We start from the raw sequence: 18693 nt of genomic DNA on the forward strand, positions 1-18693 counted from the left end.
ATCCCCTTTCGAATAATTAACGTTCTTATCCAAATCATACTCATTGTACGTTACTTTTAATTTTGAAAATGGATTTTTACAGAATATTAAAAAAATATTAACAAACAATAAAACAGGAAGATTGTCACATCCCCCTGTCTTTATTTTCTGCTGGATATACACTTATGAAATGGACGTTTAGAATGTCGGGAATTGTTTATATTAGTAAAAAAACAAAAAAGAGGTGGTTTCTTTGTATGATTTAGTCATGCTCCAATTTATTATTGCGTTCTTTATTGTTTTCTACATTGCCATCCCTGCCGCTGTTATCTTACTTACATTGAAAAACAAGAAAAGGTATGAAGAGTGAATGACTCTTTTTATGCAAAAAAACGTCTTCTTTACAAAAAGTAAAGAAGACGTTTAAAACTCAACCTAGCAATTTTCCGGTGTTCCCGAATCCGTCGCTGTCCGGAATGATGAACCGCAGCCGCATGACGCGATGGCATTCGGATTTTCAATCGTAAAGCCTCCGCCCATGAGGGATTGTTTATAATCTACAACTGTTCCATTTAGAATCGGCGCGTCGTTTTTTGCAACAACGATATGGATGCCGTGCTGGTCCAGTTCAATATCGTTTTCCTCCGCTTCAGGCGTGAAGCCCATTCCGTATGAAAGACCGCTGCATCCACCGCCGTGTACAGCTACGCGCAAATATGACCCTTCTTCTTCATTTTGTTTCATCATATCTTTTATTTGAAAAGCCGCGGCTTCCGTAATTGTGACAACTTGCTGTTCAGACAAATGAAATCTCTCCTTTCATTTTCTTTTAGTATACGTTTTATCCCATAAATCCTCAACCAAACCGCTCAGAATAATTCCTCAGAAAAAATTCAATTCCTTTTACCTGTTGCTGTTGTATACTATAATAAGCATAAAGACCTTAAAAAAATAAACAGGAGGCTTATATCATGTCAAACGTCCCTCCACTTTACAATAAAGAAATAAAATGCCCGCTATGTGAGCAATCCTTTACTGCGACAAAAGTCCGGAAAAGCATGGTGAAAGTTGCTGGACAAGATACAGACTTTAAACCACTCTATGCAAGTGGGCAAATAAACCCACTTCTTTATAATGTGCACGTCTGCCGTCATTGCGGTTATTCGTTCACTGACGATTTTTCAGTTCAATTTCCACCGGGAACGGCTAATATTTTGCGTGCTTCCGTTTCTGAACATTGGATTGAGCAGAATTACAGCGGAGAACGAACGCCAACTAAAGCGATTAAAAGTTATAAGCTCGCCCTTTATTCCGGAGTATTAAAAAAAGAAAAGCATTTAACACTCGCCGGGCTTGCACTTCGTACTGCCTGGATTTACCGTGACCTTGACCAAAAAAAAGAAGAAGATCGTTTTCTTTCCATTGCGTTCCGTGAATACGAAGAAGCCTTTTTATCTGAAGATGTAGCAGCTAAAATGTCGGAAGTGAAAGTGCTGTATTTATTAGGGGAATTAAGTCGAAAGCTCGGAAATAATGGCAAAGCTGCCTCCTTTTTTTCAAAAGTCATTGAACAGCGGGAGTCCACTGAAAAACAGATTCTTGAAATGGCTCGCGACCGCTGGCATGAGCTGCGTGAAAATAAAAAAGACCAAGAAGAAACTGCATAACAAAAAACCGGGCGCCCGCAGTGTGGCCCGGTTTTTGTTGTTTAAAACATCCATGTTTCTTCAAGGAATGCATATATATTCGAAACGAGTTCATCCGGAGTCGCTCCGCTGACAACCTCTCCGTTTACAAGGGCGAACGGAGAATCCGAACAGCGTGTGCAATAGCTGAGACACCCGTATTCGATCACATCGAGGTTTGAATCACTCTCTAATTGTTCAAACGCTTTTTGCGATCCGCTTGCTAAATTGCTGACGCAAAATTCGATAATTGGTTTCATAATCTAGGTTCACCTCACCGTTTCATTGTACTACCAAATTCCTTTTGAAAAAAGCCGGAAGTTTCCATCTGTCTGTTGTATATTAATCTCATTTTCGTTATACTCGGAAGTGAATAAGCGGTCATACATATATAGATTGACAAAGGAGATCTTACATATGAAAAATTTAGTTTTGCTCGGTGGCGGTTACGGAAATATGCGTGTTTTGCTCAGACTTCTGCCGAATCATCTGCCAGACGATGTAACGATTACGCTTGTTGACAAAGTTCCTTATCACTGTTTGAAAACGGAGTATTATGCCCTCGCTGCTGGAACCGCTTCCGATCATGAAGTACGGGTACCGTTTCCAGAGCATGAAAAACTAAAATTGATTTACGACGAAATTACAGCGATTGATGTAGATAAAAAAGAAGTTGTTTTAAAAACGAATGGATCGATTTCATATGATGATCTCGTAGTCGGACTGGGCTGTGAAGATAAATACCATAATGTACCGGGTGCAGCCGAATATACTCACAGTATTCAATCGATTCATAAATCGCGCGAAACATACCGTACATTAAACGACATGCCGGCTGGTTCAAAAGTAGGCATTGTCGGTGCCGGTCTTTCCGGCATTGAACTAGCAAGTGAATTGCGCGAAAGCCGTCCCGATCTTGATATTAAATTGTTCGACCGTGGACCTCGGGTTTTGAAAGACTTCCCGCAGCGTCTCAGCCGATACATAGAAAAATGGTTTACCGATCACGGTGTTGATGTTGTCAGTGATGCAAACATCACGCGCGTGGAACCGGATCGTATATACAACCATGAAGATGTGTACCCGATGGATGCGATCGTCTGGACAGCCGGCATTCAGCCTAGCCGCGTCGTTCGTGAAATGAACGTCGAAAAAGACAGAACTGGACGCATTGTTTTGACACCTCACCATAATGTTCCCGGAAATGAACATGTATATGTCGTCGGCGACTGTGCCAGCTTGCCGCATGCACCGAGCGCACAGCTTGCGGAGGAACAAGCGGAGCAAATCGTGGATGTTCTCCAAAAAAGATGGCGAAATGAGACGCTTCCTGACAAAATGCCGGAAATGAAGCTGAAAGGTGTTCTTGGCTCACTTGGCAAAAAACAAGGTTTTGGTTTTGTTGCAGACCGTGCCATTACTGGACGCGTTGCGAGATTTTTAAAATCAGGCGTCCTCTGGATGTACAAATATCATAATGGATAACCAAAAAAAGCCGGCGCTATACCGGCTTTCTTATTTTAAAAAAGAATCTCTCCTGATTGGAGAGATTCTTCTATTCTATCATCCATCTTCCATTATAGCCCGAGTGACACATATTTCACTTCTAAAAATTCATCCATTCCGAAATGTCCTCCTTCTCGTCCAAGGCCGCTTTCTTTGAAACCGCCGAAAGGAGCCTGTGCAACAGATGGAAGACCATCGTTCAATCCGACAATTCCGTATTCAAGTCCTTCGGAAATTTCAACAGCTTCCGAGATATTTGTTGAATATACGTATGCTGCCAGTCCAAATGGCGTATTGTTGGCACGCTCAATAACTTCTTCGGTGGTTTTATATGTCGCAATCGGCGCAAGAGGGCCAAATGTTTCATCGATCATGCAAACCATATCGTCGGTAACGTTCGTCAGTACAGCCGGGGTAATGAAGTTTCCGTCTGCCTCACCGCCCATTTCGACAATTGCCCCTTTTTGCTTTGCATCTTCCAGCTGACTCTTCACTTTTTCTACAGCTTCCAAGTCAATTAATGGACCGATATCGACACCCTCTTTTAATCCATTACCGACCTGTAGTTTTCTCACTTCCGATTTAAACGCTTCTGTAAATTCTTTTTCAATTGATTCATGCACATATACGCGGTTTGCGCACACACACGTCTGCCCTGCATTTCTGAACTTAGACCCGATCAATCCTTTCGCCGCTTTCTCAATATCTGCATTCGCTGTAATAATAAAAGGAGCATGTCCACCAAGTTCTAATGACACTTTTTTCATCGTATTCGCTGCTTGTTTCATAAGCACTTTGCCTATTTCAGTGGAACCGGTAAATGTAATTTTTCGAACGCGACTGTCTTCCATCCAAGTTCCTGCAACTGATTTCGAGTCTCCTGTTACGACGTTCAAAACACCTTCAGGAATTCCCGCCTCGTGGGCAAGCTCAACCAGCTTCAACGCTGTAAGCGGAGTTGCTTTAGCCGGCTTTACAACGGCTGTACAGCCAGCAGCCAGTGCAGGAGCAACTTTTCGTGTAATCATTGCTGCTGGAAAATTCCAGGGAGTAATCGCCGCGACAACTCCGACTGGCTGTCTTAAAACGAGAAGGCGTTTTTTCGGGTCGGATGCCGGTATTGTTTCGCCGTATATGCGTTTCCCCTCTTCTGCATACCATGAAATAAAACTGTTTGCATAATTCACTTCCCCGATTGCTTCTTTTAGCGGTTTTCCCTGCTCTTCTGTCATAATGCGGCCGATTTCTTCCTTGTTTTCATCGACCAGACGGAACCACTTCATCAACAGTTCCGCCCTTTCACCTGCAGTCTTTTTTGACCATTTCTTAAACGCTGTATACGCCGCATCCGCTGCCTGTTTCGCTTCATTTGTACCACCATCAGGCACTGTTGCAATGACATTCTGCGTAGCTGGATTCACAACTTCGATTTTCTTCTCATTGTTGATCCATTGCCCATTTATGTACATTTTCCATTCTTTCATCCTAACATCTCCTTTTTTACTGTTTTGCCCATTATGATGTCATTCAAACACTAGAAAAACAAAGTATATTTTCAATTCTTCATCCTGTGGTGAGAAAATATAGTAACACACAAGTGAGAACGGCTAATTGTAAACTCACTAAAGTAAACGGCGGGTTCACATAGCTGACGCAAATTTATTCCATACTAAAAGCTATCATTTCCTTTCTCATTTCCATTCTCTTTCAATGTTAAATTGATTTTTTAATTTAAAATCATTATAATATATTTATTGAAAGGAGACGATATATATGCAAGAGCAAGAAATGTATGGTGAAGTACAAGGAGTACTTGATAAATTACGTCCATTCCTTCTTCGTGACGGCGGCGACTGCGAACTCGTCGATATTGAAGACGGGATTGTGAAACTTCGTCTGCTCGGAGCTTGCGGCAGCTGCCCTAGTTCAACGATTACATTAAAAGCTGGTATCGAGCGCGCATTGTTGGAAGAAGTTCCTGGTGTTGTTGAAGTTGAGCAAGTATTTTAATAAAGAAGAAGGAGCTGATCCAAAATCGGGTCAGCTCTTTTTTAATATTGAAGCACATCTTTATTGACGAGTGTTTTCGGCGGACGGTCTTCGAACACAGCCTCAATGTTATCACAACAAGTTCCCATCATGGCCATCCGTGTCTCTGTCGACGCACTTCCGATGTGTGGCAGTGCTACAACGTTTTTCATCGTTAAAAAAGGGTGAGATGCATCAATCGGCTCTTTGTCAAATACGTCAAGACCGGCTGCTGCTATTTCATTTGCCTCGAGAGCTTCAATTAAAGACTGTTCATTTATAATCGGTCCCCTGCTTGCATTGATAAAAATCGCACTATCTTTCATTTTTTGAAAATGCTCCCGCTGAAAAAGTCCTCGCGTATCTTCATTAAGAGGAGCGAGACATACAACAAAATCAGCTTCTGTCAGCAGTTCATCAAACGTGCGATATTGCGCGCCCAGCATTTCTTCGGCCACTTCATGACGGTTCCGATTATGATACAAAATTTCCATATCAAATCCAGCTGCTCGTTTTGCTACCGCTGTCCCTATTTTCCCCATTCCAACAATGCCGATTTTTTTATGATGGACGTCTGTTCCGACGAGCATCATTGGCGCCCAGCTCGTCCACTGTCCATACTTTACAAACTCTGCCGCTTCCGTCACACGGCGTGCTGTTGCCAATAGAAGAGCAAACGTTAAATCTGCCGTCGTATCGGTTAATACATCGGGTGTATTGCAAATTGAAACACCGTGTCTGCTCGCTGCATCCAGATCGATGTTATCAAAACCAACTGCCATGTTTGCGACAACTTTTAACTGATCAGCTTGTGAAAACAAATCTTCATCAACCGCGTCCGATATAACAGTTAATAATGCATTGGCTTTCGCCGCTTTTTCAAGAAGAATATCGCGTGGAACCGCTTTATCCGACTCCGTCCACATCTCAACGTCGTACTTCGCAGCCAATCGGTCATAGATTTCGTCCGGTACTTTTCTTGTGACATACACAAATGGTCTCACACACGCACCTCTTTTCTGATTATTCCGTTATTATTGTACCATTTTCCAGATGAGTATGTCACAATTAATGAGGGTATGATAACTCTGTAGATGAATATAATGATTGAAAAAGGTGTGATGAACAATGACAATTGAAAAAAAGCCCGTTATGAGCATGTCTGAGAAAACAGCACGCCGCTGGATTGCGGAACGCGGTGTGAAAGTGGAAGACATCGCTGAACTCGTCGTTTACCTGCAAGGGCCGTATCATCCAAATCTGGAGTTAAAGGAAGCAATCGATCACGTGGAGGCTGTTTTGCGAAAACGTGAAGTGCAAAACGCCGTCCTCACCGGTATTCAACTGGATATGCTGGCGGAGAAAGAAATGCTGGAAGAACCTCTTCTCTCGATTATTAAGACCGATGAAGGATTATACGGATTGGACGAAACGATTGCCACCGCGATTATTAACGTGTACGGTACAATCGGCCTTACGAGTTATGGATATATTGATAAACAAAAGCCTGGCATTTTACAATTTTTAAATGACAAATCAACTGGTCAGGTACACACGTTTTTAGACGACATTGTTGGTGCTATTGCGGCAGCTGCTGCAAGCCGTCTGGCTCATCGTGCAGCTCATACGGAATAATAAAAACGAGCCGTCCTGTATATGGGACAGCTCGTTTTTATTATTTCATTTCACTCTCAAGTTTAGCGAGCGGTTTTAATGCGGGACCTTCAATTACATCTCCAGTATAGGAGTAACGGGATCCGTGGCATGGACAATCCCATGTTCGTTCGGCATCATTCCATTTCGTCTCACAGCCCATATGCGTGCATGTAGTATCGACAAGATGACAGTTCCCATCTTCATCTTTATAGGCACCTGCATTTTTGCCGTCTATCATGACCATGCCGCCCGTATCAGGCTGAAGATCATCGATCGTTTTTACTGTTCCATTTAGCTTGCCGCCTATTAATTCTTTCGCTACTTTTGCATTTTCCACTGCGAACGTCTTCACATCTGCTGGTTTTAATTTAATCCTTGCCGGGTCATATAGTTCCGCAAATCGATTTTCACGCCCCATGACAAGATCGGCTAATAAATGCGCACCTGCCGTTCCATTTGTCATCCCCCACTTTGCATAGCCAGTTGCAACCAAAATATTTTCGTGGGCGACGCCAATGTATGGTACACCATCAAGTGTAATTAAATCTTGAGCAGACCAACGATATAAAATTTCTTTTGTTCCAAAATGTCGTTCCGCAAAGCCGCCAAGTTCTTCATAATGCTTCACCGTTTCATCACTATTGCGTCCAGTAGGATGATTTTCACCGCCAACAATAAGGAGCTTTTCGCCGTTATCCATTGTCGCAAAACGCAATGACCGTGACGGATTATCCGCGCTAATGTACATGCCTTCTTCCAGATCTCGTTCACTTTTTATCCCGATCGCATAAGAACGTTCAACATGCAATTTTGAAAAGTAAAACCCATCAAAGTCGTTGAATGGAAAATGGGATGCCACAATGATATGTTCACTTGAAACAGCATATCCATCCGTTGTATTCACCTTATTTCCTTCGATCGATTCTGCTCTTGTATTTTGAAAAATTTGCACACTTCCTTCCATATCACGGACGAGTGCTTCCAAAAACTTCACCGGGTGAAACTGTGCCTGTTCTCGCATGACAATGGCTTCTTCCACTTTATATGGTAGCTTCTTCTGAACTTCAGTACCGGCAAGCCCCCCATTAATCCCAAGAATTTCATATGCATCAACTTCTTTTTGTATTTTTCCCGCTGCTTCTTTTGTTTCTGCATATACGTAAGCATCCTGTGTTGTAAAATCACAATCAATGGATAGCTGCTCCGCCGTTTTTTTTAAGAATGCAATCGCTTCTTCATTTGCTTCATAATATAATCGCGCTTTTTCTTCACCGAAATTTCCAATAAGTTCATCATAAACAAGTCCGTGCTGTGACGTCACTTTTGCTGTTGTGTACCCAGTCGTTCCATCCATCAATTTCCTTGATTCGAGAAGCGCCACTTTTTTTCCTTCTTTCGCCAAAAGCCAGGATGCAATAATCCCTGTAATTCCCCCGCCCACGACCGTTACATCCACTTCTAAATTCCGGTCAAGTGTAACAAAAGGCTGGGTCACTTGATGATCTTTCCAATACGACTTCGATTGTTTCGGGATACGCATGAAAACCCTCCTATAAGTTGTACATGCTATTTTTATACCCAAGCCTGACCAACTTTATCCAAAAAAAAGAAACAGCGCCTAATCGCTGTTTCTTAAATCTCCCACTCGGTCAAATTTTGACGCGTATAAGTCGGTTTTATTTCATGTCTTTCGAGATGATGAGGCTGTGTGACGCCTGTATGGACGAGCAATGTGTCGATGCCGATGCTAATGCCCGCTCTTATGTCGGTATCATAATAGTCACCGACCATAATGGTTTCTTCTTTCGACGTGCCGAGAACCTCCAGTGCCTGCTCCATAATGACCGGTTCTGGTTTTCCAATGAAAATAGGCTGTGTTTCTGTTGAAACTGCAACAACGGATGTAAGAGAACCGTTCCCTGGCAGAAAACCTCGTTCGGTTGGAATAGCAATGTCACCGTTTGTAGAAATAAAGCGGGCACCATTTCGGACAGATAAACAGGCAACAGCAAGTTTTTCATATGTAATGCCTCTATCAATACCGGTCACAACATAATCAGGGTTTTCATGTGTGACGACTTCGAGCCCTTTATCTGCAAGCGCCTCTAATATGCCCTCTTCTCCGATCACATACACAGATGCACCGGGTTTCTCTTCATGAATGAACTGAGCGGTTGCGCGTGATGTCGTAAAAACATTTTCAGGTGTTGTGTGAATGCCCATTTTCACAAGCTTCTCCGCTACCTGTTTTGGTGTTCTTGATGAATTGTTCGTAACGAATAAATACGGGATGCCCGCTTCGTTCAGCCGGTCGATAAATTCCGGGGCACCAGGGATAATATCTGTGCCGAGGTACATCGTTCCGTCGAGATCAATTAAATAGCCCTTGTATTTTGTCATCATGAATCTCCTTCTTCGGGTAAAAATGCGGTAACCGGTCCAAGTTCGGTTTCTAAATAAGCACGGACGCGTTTCGGGAAGTCTTTAATTTCTTTTTTATGCGCAGTTAAAAGCGCCGCAATTTCATCATGGGTAATGTCTGTGTAGTTTCGTACAAGTGTTTTACGGAGCCCGATCACATCTTTAAGCGGCGCCGCCTGTTCTGGGGCAATGACCTTTTCATCGTCCATAATATCGATAATATCCTCATAACTGCCAGGATCGCGCATAATAAAACCGTCAATCATTGCATTGCCGACATCGATAATCGATTCAACAACGGTCTGCGCTATTCGCTCAAGTGCAGCCTGTTCGATCGGGGTGATCCAAGCCGAATGTGTTTCAAACAAGTTAAATTGATCTTCCATAAAGCGGAGTGTTGCCTCCATTTTTTTTCGGTCAATAAAGTACACGTGACATCCATCCTTTCCGCTCTTATTGTATCATGTGGTACAATGGTTGAAAATGAACGAGTGGAGGATCACGGATGAGTGAACGTTTTTTTCTGTATGATGAAAAGGACACGACGACTACACGGTTCGTCAGTTTTGCCGGTGAACATGCGCGGTATGATCTTGCATTGATGCAAACAGACCGCTACTATGGGAAGCGTATCGTCATGAATTTACAAGGACGGAGGTATGCCATTATCGGCCGAGATGATTTGGACGAGCCTGGCTATATAGAATACGCATTTGACTTAAGCGAGGAAGAGGCACAAGAATTAAAAGAGTTTTTGTATGAAGTCATTTAAAAAAAACCGGCAATGGCCGGTTTTTTATGTTGCGCTTGATACAGGAAGCTTTTTTAAGATGAAGTAGCCGCAGCCAAAGTTACAATATTCAAGCAAATAGTCTCGGATAGTCGAGAACTTGTTATCATATGAAGCTTTCTTATTTTCATCATCAAAAAAACCTTTTAGCCGTAGTTGTCCGTAGCCCCAGTCGCCGACAATGTAGTCATATTTAGACAAAATATCACTGTAGCGGGCACGGAAGGCTTCTTCATTGAAGCCTTCTGTCCGCTCTTCTAAAATATCGTAGCAGTCATTTTGAATGGTAATCATTTTGCTGCCTGCGCCTCGCCTTGCTCATGTTTCGCTTTAGCCGCTGCATTTACCTGCTCATCCGCGTGATAAGAAGATCGAACCATCGGCCCAGCTTCACAGTGGCTGAATCCTTTAGACATCGCGATTTCGCGCAGCTCTGCAAATTCGTCAGGGTGGTAATATTTTTGCACTTTCAAATGCTTTTTAGTTGGCTGTAAATATTGGCCAATCGTCATAATGTCTACATTGTTTGCACGAAGATCATCCATAACTTCAATGATTTCTTCTTTCGTCTCACCAAGACCGATCATTAAGCTTGATTTCGTCGGGATGTCAGGCTGCATTTCTTTCGCTCTGCGCAAAAATTCAAGAGAACGGTCGTATTTCGCACGCGCACGGACTCTCGGCGTCAAACGGCGCACCGTTTCAATGTTATGGTTTAATATATCCGGTTTCGCATCCATCAGCATCTTCAAGTTCTCTTCGATGCCGCCCATATCAGATGGCAAAACTTCGATCGATGTAAATGGATTTTTCCGGCGGATCGCCCGAACGGTTTCGGCAAAAACATACGCTCCGCCGTCCTTCAAATCATCGCGAGCTACCGCTGTTACAACGACGTGTTTCAAGTTCATTTGCACGACGGAATCAGCTACTCGTTCCGGCTCTTTTAAATCAAGCTCAGTCGGAAGACCTGTTTTAACCGCACAGAAGCGACATGCACGCGTGCAGACGCTTCCAAGAATCATAAAAGTAGCTGTACGTCTAACTGCCCAGCACTCATGGATATTTGGACATTTTGCTTCTTCACAAACCGTATGCAGCTGTTTTTCCCGCATCATTTTTTTCAAGCCTGTATAGTTTTCGTTCGTGTTCAGCTTTATTTTTAACCATTCCGGTTTACGTAAATGTTCTTCTTTCGTGCTCATTTAGATCATCTCCAATCATTGGATCATATACCGCTACTTTATCATAATTAGTAAGTAAAGAAAAGCCGGACTGCCCCTAGGCAATCCGGCTTTTGCCCGCACGATGCGGGTCACGAAAGCGTTACGACAGGATGTCGCGTTTTGAGTCTTCGATCCTTTATTTATATACTTTTGCGTTCTTTTGCTTTTTTCACGGCATAGGCAATGCTTGTAGCCATACCGCCCCAAATAATCAGAACCCCAATGATCATCATCACAATTGCACTTGTACTCATTACAGTTCCTCCTTATTGTTGTTGCTCCATGGCTTAATATACATAAAGACAAACCCTGCAATTAATGCAAGCGCCGCGACAATCCAGCCATATGTAAAGACAAATGACGCTGGATAGCCGCCATACGGTGCACTGATATTTTGACGGACGTTGTCAAACATCATGAAGAAAAGAACAATCGGTGTTACAACACTCAAGCAAATTTTCCACCAAGCTCCAAGCTGAATATCAGATACGGAATCAGCATGTTTCTTTAACGAATCAAGTTCTTTAAATACCCATGCAACGAGAATAACTTCAACAAGTCCTGCAAATACAATACCAAATTGATTGATAAAATTGTCAGTAACATCAAGGAAGTTCAAACCGCCTTTTGTGGCAAAAACTAGCGAAAGGATAGCCGCCAATCCACCGCCAAACGCGACAGATTTTGTACGGGAGATGTTGAATTTTTCCTGAGCACCTGCAACAAACGTCTCAATAATAGAGATGAGTGACGTAAGACCTGCAAGTGTTAACGAAATGAAAAATAAGAAACCGAAAAATCCGTTAGCAACCGGAAACTCATTAATAATTTGAGGGAAAACAGCAAATGCAAGAATAACCCCGCTTGAAACAACCTCTTGTACCGGCACACCTTGCTGCATTGCCATAAAGCCAAGAGCAGCGAACACACCAAATCCAGCAAGCAATTCAAAAGATGAATTTGAAAATGCAGTAATGAATGCATTGTTCGTAATATCTGCTTTTTTTGGCAAGTAGCTTGAATAAGTGACCATGATTGCAAATCCGACTGATAAACTGAAGAAAATTTGACCGTATGCTGCAATCCACACTTTACCATCCGTAATTTTTGACCAATCCGGCTGGAAGAACGCATCAAGTCCTTCAAGCGCCCCTGGAAGTGTTACGGCACGGACAACGACGATAAAAAATAAAACAACAAGAAGTGGAAGCATTACTTTATTTGCCGCTTCAATCCCTTTTTTCACGCCAGAAAACATAATGCCCAGCGTGACAATCCAGACAACTAAGAGCGGCAATAGAACACCATTTGCAAATCCACCGAATTGTCCCGCTTCCACCACTTGCAAGTAATCCCCAAGCAAGAAGTCCTGCGGTTTATCGCCCCACGTTAACTTAAATGAGAAAAATGCATAGGATGATGCCCAGGCAACAATAACGGAATAATACGTAGCAATAACAAAAGCAATAGCGAGCTGCCACCAGCCAAGCCATTCCGCTTTTTTGTTCAGACGCGTCATTGTAAGCGGTGCTGAACCGCGATATTTATGTCCCATTGTGAATTCCATAATGAGAAGGGGGATACCAGCTGTAAGCAGTGCAAACAAGTATGGAAGAAAAAATGCACCTCCTCCATTTTCATAAGCCACTGCCGGAAAACGCCAAATATTGCCAAGTCCAACGGCTGATCCGACAGCTGCCATAATAAAACCAGCACGGGATCCCCACTGCGGACGATTTTGTTCCATAATATATGGACCTCCTTAAACGCACGAATGTGCCAAATTTTTATATATTCAGATAATTCCTGAAGTACATTTTCAGTATAAACTCCATTAAAATATTAGTAAATATCTTTTTTGATATTTTTATAAAATAATTTATACAATAACGCATACATATCCATATCCACCTTTTTCCCCTAATTTTATATAACAAAACCCGTCTATAAAAGACGGGTGATTTTTCAATTGAGTTTATACTGGCACTTCATATGTCCAAAACTCTCACTTTGTATTTTTCTCTTTATTTTGTCGGTATACCAATAGAATCCGGGTTATAATATTCTGGTACACCTCCGTGAACAAGCCCCATCGCTACCGGAAGCGTCTGGCGTACAACAGTCGTATCAGCTGCAAACGGAACAATAACCTGAACATTCACTTCGAGTTCAATATAGACTTCAACGTAGGCTGAATTTATCCCAAATGGCTCGACTTTCGTTTTCACATTCGATGTAACATCACCAATGGCGTGAAAACGAATTGGCACACGAGGACCCAGGTTGCCTAATATTGCGTTGTTCGTAATTTGTCCAAGCGGGATTGTGTAAGAAATGCCCTCTGCCTGTTTCGACCGTTCCGTATCAATATCAACACCTAACATATCTTCGAGCTCACGCAAATTCCCTTCTTCTGCCTGATTTAGGTTTTCTTCTGCTAGATCTGTTACTTCGGCGAGTACTTTATTAATTACCTCCGCATTAAAAACAGTTGACGTTCCTTCCCCTTGTTCGGTAATCATGATGTCTTGTATATCGAGATTTTCGGTTATTTCTTTACTAATTGCTTTTTGCAGTACCATCGAGGCAATTTTATTGGTCTGAGCGTCTGCAAAATTCAAAAGTACCGGCTGAATATTCCGGTTGATGAGCCATAAAATAAACAAAATAGCAGCTAAAAATATAAAAACTGCGGTGAGCAGGCGGTGCCGCGTCGAAAATTTACTTTTACTCCTCCATTTTTTCCGGCGGCGCATAAAAAAAACCCCCTTTTCCGCATTATATGCGGAAAATAGGGATCATAACTGCAATAATTTCCATTCCATCACATCACGTAAAAATTCTGGCATGAAATATTTTTTCGCGTGCGCCCGGTGCAATTCAACAAAATAGTGTCCGTATGTGAACATATCCAATGTTGCAAGCTTATACCTTTTTTTCATATCGAGCGGTTTTCCATCAATAAAAACCTTCAATCCTTCCATTTCAATCCTGTCATAAACGAAGCGGCCCATTACTTTCCCGCGAAAACCGAGTCCTTTTATTTGTAGATGCGGCCATTTCTCATCACGTGTTTGCCGCAGCACTTCTATCAGCTCCTGACCGGTCAGTTCAATAACACATGGATTGATTGGATGCGGCAGCAAACTGTGAAGGTCATGTTTCGTTACGTTTCCTGCTGGCAGATTTCCAAGCACAACACCGGAGTTTATAAATGAACAGTCTGCATCACACCACTCTGTCAATGCTTCAGCAAGCAGCTTCGGCAATGGGGACGAATGAAACCAGTCACTTTCAATAGAATTTTCCAGATGAACAACTGGAAGAGAAAGTACTTCTTTTCCTTTTGCTAAAAAAGCTTCCTGCTGAACAAGCTCATCAAGCGGCGCTTCAAGTGTTCTGTTCGTTTCATAGACTCGTGCGCGTTTTGCGCGAATCACGCCTGTTTCTTCATTTATATTTATTTCCACATGGCCCGTAAAATACCCGTATTTGCCTGCTGCTGCAAGCAGCGTGCCATTCAATTCTTTTCCTTCGTGGAAGACATGATGTGTATGTGCTCCGAGAATAACATCAGCATCGGTTTCCTCCGCTATTTTTTCATCATCATACATGCCAAGATGAGAAAGCACGATTATGATATCAGCACGTTTTTTCAATTCAGTAATTTGTTTTTTTAACTCCTCGATTGGATGTGTAATGCTCCAATCAAGCTGTTCATAAAACGGCGCGTAATAGGCGGTAGCAGAGGTAACAGCAATCGTTACATTACCTGCTTTTAAGAACGTATAAGGTAATGCCCAGTCCGGTCTTGATCCGTCTTTATTAAAAAGGTTTGCACAAATAACCGGAAATTCTGCGTGTTCATACAGCCTGTTTAGTGCTTCTTTCGGCAATGTAATGCCCTCATTGTTTCCGATCGCAGCCGCGTCAAACTTCGCGTCATTTAATAACTCCACATTAAAAGTGCCTAGTGTCCCTTCTGTTAACGGGTGTGCCCGGTCCACATGATCCCCAATGTCAAACGTAAATACATAGTCACCTGACTCTTTATGAATATTTCTTCTTTTCTTTAAAAAATGCGCAATGCGAGGCCAGTTTTCAAAATGGCTGTGCAGGTCATTCGTATGGTAAATGTGTATCGTTTTCTCCATTCGTTATTCCACCTTTTAACTGATCCCCTGCCAAATAAGGCGGACACCGACAAAAATAAGTATGAGGCGAAGCAGCATCACCACCGTTTTTGAGGCAATCCGTGCGTTCAGCCAAGCACCCAGTTTAGCGCCAAACCATGCTCCCGGTACAAGGGCAGCAGCATACATCCATTCGATATTTCCAAGAGCGATGTGTGTGATACTTGATACTCCGCCTGATAGAAAAATTAATAACATAGATGTCGCAACTGCGACGTGCGGAGGTACCGCGAACAGCATAATCATCGCTGGCACCATGAGCGAACCTCCACCAATTCCAAATAAGCCACCAAGAAATCCGACAATAAACGATATGATTGTCCCAGTCAGAGGTTCGATGGAATATGTATGTGTTCCTTCATTATCGGTAAATGTACGGGGCAACCCCCGACTGCCAAGAAGCGGTTTCGCTCGGTTTTTGAACATCAAAACAAACGACATAAACACCATGAATAACCCAAAATAAAGGCTGAACTGACTCATATCAAGCCCTTTATTTGCATATGCTCCGACAATACTGCCCGGCGCACTGCCGATAAAAAGAATAAGTCCTAGTTTATAATCGACTTTTTTTTGTTTCATATACGCAAGCGTTGACGACAAACCTGTAATGATTAAAATAATTGACGATGTGCCTACTGCCAGTTGTGGTGATACAGGTGCTAGAAGTGCTGTGCCTCCTAAAAACAACAGCGCCGGCACGATAATAATGCCGCCGCCAAGCCCAACCAGCGCGCCAATTGCAGCTGCAATAAGTCCAATCACTAGTAATATAAACCATTCCATAGACTAAGTGCCTCCTAAAAAAGATCAAGCTGGCGTGAAGCCAAATTATCATAATGTATACCGGCGATATCTAGAAACTGCTTTGCATTATCTGCCGCATCACCGCCTGAGTTATTGTTGAAAAGAATGTATACGTCTTTTGACTGTTCGGTAAGTTCTTTTGTAAAGTCCACCCACTGTCGCAGTTCATGTTCGTTGTATCGGTACAGGTATCGCACTTCACGCCAGTTTTTTTGGCCATTCTTCCGCCAGCCGGCTCGGTTGCGGCCGTGCATCCGTATTAATGTTTTTTCTTTGTGCGTCGCTTGTAAAACAATTGGAATGGATCCCTCACCAGCTTGTGGTTCATCGCATACAGTGTGAATCCATTGTTCCTGTTCCAAAAAAGCAATCGTTTTATCAATAAAAGCCGCTTTATACCACGATTGATTTCGAAATTCGACTGCAAGTGGTACATCTTCCATTTTTTCTTTACAATAACGAAGATATGTCACATTTTCACGTGTACAGTCAAACCAAGGCGGAAATTGAAAAAGAACCATCGCGAGTTTGCCCGATTCAATCATTGGCTTAAGCGACAAATTAAATGCTTGAAACATTTCTTCTTTCGAAGCAAATGGAATATCCCCTCGTTCATGTCCCGTCATGCCTTGATAAGCTTTTACGACAAATTGGAAGCCCTTCGGCGTTTCACTTGCCCACTTACTCATGTTCCGTTCCGGCTGAACCGCATAAAAGCTCGAATCGACTTCAACTGTCGGGAAATGAGCGGCATATTCTGTTAATTTATCACGGGGTGCGACACCTTGTGTATAAAGGGTGTCATGATCCCCCCATCCCGTTACACCCGTATAAATCATATCTATCACCTCATACTGAATATTCTATCACAACTTTTAAGAAATCGCTTACCGCTGCCTATATTCGGTTTCCATGAATTCAAACTATTCTTGTGTAACATTCCAGCAATTCCAGCACAAAAAAACCCCCTCGTGAAAGGGGGTCTTTATTCTTTAACCGATTGAACCTTCCATCTCGAACTTGATCAAGCGGTTCATTTCAACAGCGTATTCCATTGGCAGTTCTTTTGTGAATGGCTCGATAAAGCCCATAACGATCATTTCTGTTGCTTCTTCTTCAGAAATACCACGGCTCATCAAGTAGAAGAGCTGCTCTTCCGATACTTTCGACACTTTTGCTTCATGCTCAAGTGAAATATTGTCATTCAAAATTTCATTGTATGGAATTGTATCAGATGTTGATTTGTTATCCATAATCAATGTATCACACTCGATATTTGAGCGAGCGCCGTCTGCTTTACGTCCAAAGTGAACGATACCGCGGTACGTAACTTTTCCGCCTTGTTTCGAGATTGATTTTGATACGATTGTGGATGATGTATTCGGTGCAAGGTGAATCATTTTTGCACCAGCATCCTGATGCTGTCCTTTACCGGCAAGGGCAATTGACAATGTCATGCCGCGTGCACCTTCACCTTTTAAAATAACAGCTGGGTATTTCATCGTTAATTTTGAACCGATGTTTCCATCAACCCATTCCATTGTTGCATTCGCTTCACAAACCGCACGCTTCGTCACTAGGTTAAATACGTTATTTGCCCAGTTTTGGATCGTTGTATAACGGCAATATGCGCCTTCTGCAATATAGATTTCGACAACCGCTGAATGAAGCGAGTTTGTTGTGTAAACAGGTGCCGTACATCCTTCAACATAATGTACGCTCGCATCTTTGTCGACGATGATAAGCGTACGCTCGAACTGACCCATATTTTCGGAGTTAATACGGAAATACGCTTGAAGTGGTGTATCCACTTTCACGCCTGGTGGGACATAAATGAATGAGCCGCCTGACCACACAGCAGAGTTCAATGCTGCAAATTTATTGTCTGTCGCCGGAATAACCGTCGCCCAGTATTTTTTGAAGATGTCTTCATTTTCTTTTAAAGCTGAATCTGTATCTTTAAAGACGATTCCCAGTTCTTCCAAATCTTCCTTCATGTTGTGATATACAACTTCTGATTCGTACTGAGCGGATACACCCGCAAGATATTTTTGTTCAGCTTCCGGAATGCCTAGTTTATCAAATGTTTGTTTGATTTCTTCCGGCACTTCATCCCATGAACGCTCAGATTTCTCAGATGGTTTTACGTAATACGTAATTTCATCGAAGTTAAGAGACGACATATCGCCTCCCCATTGCGGCATCGGCATTTTATAAAAATGCTCAAGTGATTTCAAACGGAAATCAAGCATCCATTGGGGTTCTTCTTTCATTTTTGAAATTTCTTTTACGATTTCAGCTGTCAATCCACGTTCCGAACGAAAAATCGATACATCACGGTCATGGAAGCCATATTTATAATCGCCAATTTCAGGGGCTTTTTTTGCCATGTTGCATTCCTC

Annotated in this window: 21 protein-coding genes; 5 read left to right on the forward strand and 16 right to left on the reverse strand. The window is 42.5% G+C overall.

Features of this window, described 5'->3' with window-relative positions; translation table 11 throughout:
* Positions 1–414: 414 nt before the first annotated feature.
* Positions 415–783 carry a HesB/IscA family protein gene (locus tag BTO28_RS04760; protein ID WP_076764403.1) on the reverse strand — a complete coding sequence of 123 codons (369 nt, stop codon included), beginning with the start codon at positions 781–783 and terminating at the stop codon, positions 415–417.
* Positions 784–950: 167 nt separating this feature from the next.
* Here BTO28_RS04760 and BTO28_RS04765 point away from each other — a divergent pair, with 167 nt between their 5' ends.
* Positions 951–1646 (forward strand): DUF2225 domain-containing protein, encoded by a 696-nt coding sequence (locus tag BTO28_RS04765; protein WP_076764404.1) that lies wholly within the window; start codon positions 951–953, stop codon positions 1644–1646.
* Between the two features lie 41 nt (positions 1647–1687).
* Here BTO28_RS04765 and BTO28_RS04770 read toward each other — a convergent pair whose 3' ends face one another.
* Positions 1688–1927 (reverse strand): YuzB family protein, encoded by a 240-nt coding sequence (locus BTO28_RS04770; RefSeq protein ID WP_076764405.1) that lies wholly within the window; start codon positions 1925–1927, stop codon positions 1688–1690.
* A 154-nt stretch (positions 1928–2081) separates the two neighbouring features.
* On the opposite strand from BTO28_RS04770, the gene BTO28_RS04775 reads away from it, so the two are divergent.
* Positions 2082–3149 (forward strand): NAD(P)/FAD-dependent oxidoreductase, encoded by a 1068-nt coding sequence (locus BTO28_RS04775; RefSeq protein WP_076764406.1) that lies wholly within the window; start codon positions 2082–2084, stop codon positions 3147–3149.
* 92 nt (positions 3150–3241) lie between these two features.
* Here BTO28_RS04775 and BTO28_RS04780 read toward each other — a convergent pair whose 3' ends face one another.
* Positions 3242–4639: an NAD-dependent succinate-semialdehyde dehydrogenase gene (locus BTO28_RS04780; RefSeq protein ID WP_083711312.1), complete on the reverse strand. Its 1398-nt coding sequence runs from the start codon at positions 4637–4639 to the stop codon at positions 3242–3244.
* 304 nt (positions 4640–4943) lie between these two features.
* On the opposite strand from BTO28_RS04780, the gene BTO28_RS04785 reads away from it, so the two are divergent.
* A complete protein-coding gene (locus BTO28_RS04785; RefSeq protein WP_076764408.1) occupies positions 4944–5180 on the forward strand; it encodes a NifU family protein in 237 nt (78 codons plus the stop codon).
* Between the two features lie 41 nt (positions 5181–5221).
* On the opposite strand, the gene BTO28_RS04790 is transcribed toward BTO28_RS04785, so the two are convergent.
* A complete protein-coding gene (locus BTO28_RS04790) occupies positions 5222–6202 on the reverse strand; it encodes a 2-hydroxyacid dehydrogenase (RefSeq protein WP_076764409.1) in 981 nt (326 codons plus the stop codon).
* Between the two features lie 124 nt (positions 6203–6326).
* Here BTO28_RS04790 and BTO28_RS04795 point away from each other — a divergent pair, with 124 nt between their 5' ends.
* Positions 6327–6833 (forward strand): phosphatidylglycerophosphatase A family protein, encoded by a 507-nt coding sequence (locus BTO28_RS04795; protein ID WP_076764410.1) that lies wholly within the window; start codon positions 6327–6329, stop codon positions 6831–6833.
* 40 nt (positions 6834–6873) lie between these two features.
* On the opposite strand, the gene BTO28_RS04800 is transcribed toward BTO28_RS04795, so the two are convergent.
* From BTO28_RS04800 to BTO28_RS04810, 3 genes are all read right to left on the reverse strand, one after another.
* Positions 6874–8394 (reverse strand): FAD-dependent oxidoreductase, encoded by a 1521-nt coding sequence (locus BTO28_RS04800; protein ID WP_076764411.1) that lies wholly within the window; start codon positions 8392–8394, stop codon positions 6874–6876.
* Between the two features lie 92 nt (positions 8395–8486).
* The gene (locus BTO28_RS04805; RefSeq protein ID WP_076764412.1) at positions 8487–9254 is read right to left on the reverse strand and encodes a TIGR01457 family HAD-type hydrolase; all 768 of its coding nucleotides are present in this window, start codon (positions 9252–9254) and stop codon (positions 8487–8489) included.
* A complete protein-coding gene (locus BTO28_RS04810) occupies positions 9254–9706 on the reverse strand; it encodes a DUF86 domain-containing protein (protein ID WP_076764413.1) in 453 nt (150 codons plus the stop codon). Before BTO28_RS04810 ends, BTO28_RS04805 begins: the two co-directional genes overlap by 1 nt.
* Before the next feature lie 74 nt (positions 9707–9780).
* On the opposite strand from BTO28_RS04810, the gene BTO28_RS04815 reads away from it, so the two are divergent.
* The gene (locus BTO28_RS04815) at positions 9781–10047 is read left to right on the forward strand and encodes a DUF3055 domain-containing protein (protein WP_076764414.1); all 267 of its coding nucleotides are present in this window, start codon (positions 9781–9783) and stop codon (positions 10045–10047) included.
* 24 nt (positions 10048–10071) lie between these two features.
* On the opposite strand, the gene BTO28_RS04820 is transcribed toward BTO28_RS04815, so the two are convergent.
* The 9 genes from BTO28_RS04820 to sufB form a co-directional block, all read right to left on the reverse strand.
* Positions 10072–10359: a YutD family protein gene (locus tag BTO28_RS04820; protein WP_076764415.1), complete on the reverse strand. Its 288-nt coding sequence runs from the start codon at positions 10357–10359 to the stop codon at positions 10072–10074.
* Positions 10356–11270 carry a lipoyl synthase gene (gene lipA / locus BTO28_RS04825; RefSeq protein WP_076764416.1) on the reverse strand — a complete coding sequence of 305 codons (915 nt, stop codon included), beginning with the start codon at positions 11268–11270 and terminating at the stop codon, positions 10356–10358. The genes BTO28_RS04820 and lipA overlap by 4 nt, the downstream gene beginning before the upstream one ends.
* 161 nt (positions 11271–11431) lie before the next feature.
* Entirely contained in the window at positions 11432–11545 is a 114-nt protein-coding gene (locus tag BTO28_RS04830; protein WP_076764417.1) for a methionine/alanine import family NSS transporter small subunit, read from the reverse strand.
* Positions 11545–13038 (reverse strand): sodium-dependent transporter, encoded by a 1494-nt coding sequence (locus BTO28_RS04835; protein ID WP_076764418.1) that lies wholly within the window; start codon positions 13036–13038, stop codon positions 11545–11547. The genes BTO28_RS04830 and BTO28_RS04835 overlap by 1 nt, the downstream gene beginning before the upstream one ends.
* A 277-nt stretch (positions 13039–13315) precedes the next feature.
* On the reverse strand, positions 13316–14047 hold the full coding sequence (yunB, locus tag BTO28_RS04840) for a sporulation protein YunB (protein WP_076764419.1): 732 nt from the start codon (positions 14045–14047) through the stop codon (positions 13316–13318).
* 42 nt (positions 14048–14089) lie between these two features.
* Complete coding sequence (locus BTO28_RS04845) at positions 14090–15445, reverse strand: bifunctional metallophosphatase/5'-nucleotidase (protein WP_076764420.1); 1356 nt, start codon at positions 15443–15445, stop codon at positions 14090–14092.
* Between the two features lie 15 nt (positions 15446–15460).
* Entirely contained in the window at positions 15461–16270 is an 810-nt protein-coding gene (locus BTO28_RS04850; RefSeq protein ID WP_076764421.1) for a sulfite exporter TauE/SafE family protein, read from the reverse strand.
* Positions 16271–16284: 14 nt separating this feature from the next.
* A complete protein-coding gene (locus BTO28_RS04855) occupies positions 16285–17130 on the reverse strand; it encodes a DUF72 domain-containing protein (RefSeq protein WP_076764422.1) in 846 nt (281 codons plus the stop codon).
* A gap of 153 nt (positions 17131–17283) precedes the next feature.
* A complete protein-coding gene (sufB, locus tag BTO28_RS04860) occupies positions 17284–18681 on the reverse strand; it encodes a Fe-S cluster assembly protein SufB (RefSeq protein ID WP_076764423.1) in 1398 nt (465 codons plus the stop codon).
* Between the last annotated feature and the right edge of the window lie 12 nt (positions 18682–18693).

It is taken from the genome of Domibacillus epiphyticus (genome assembly GCF_001975785.1).
GTDB lineage: Bacteria > Bacillota > Bacilli > Bacillales > Domibacillaceae > Domibacillus > Domibacillus epiphyticus.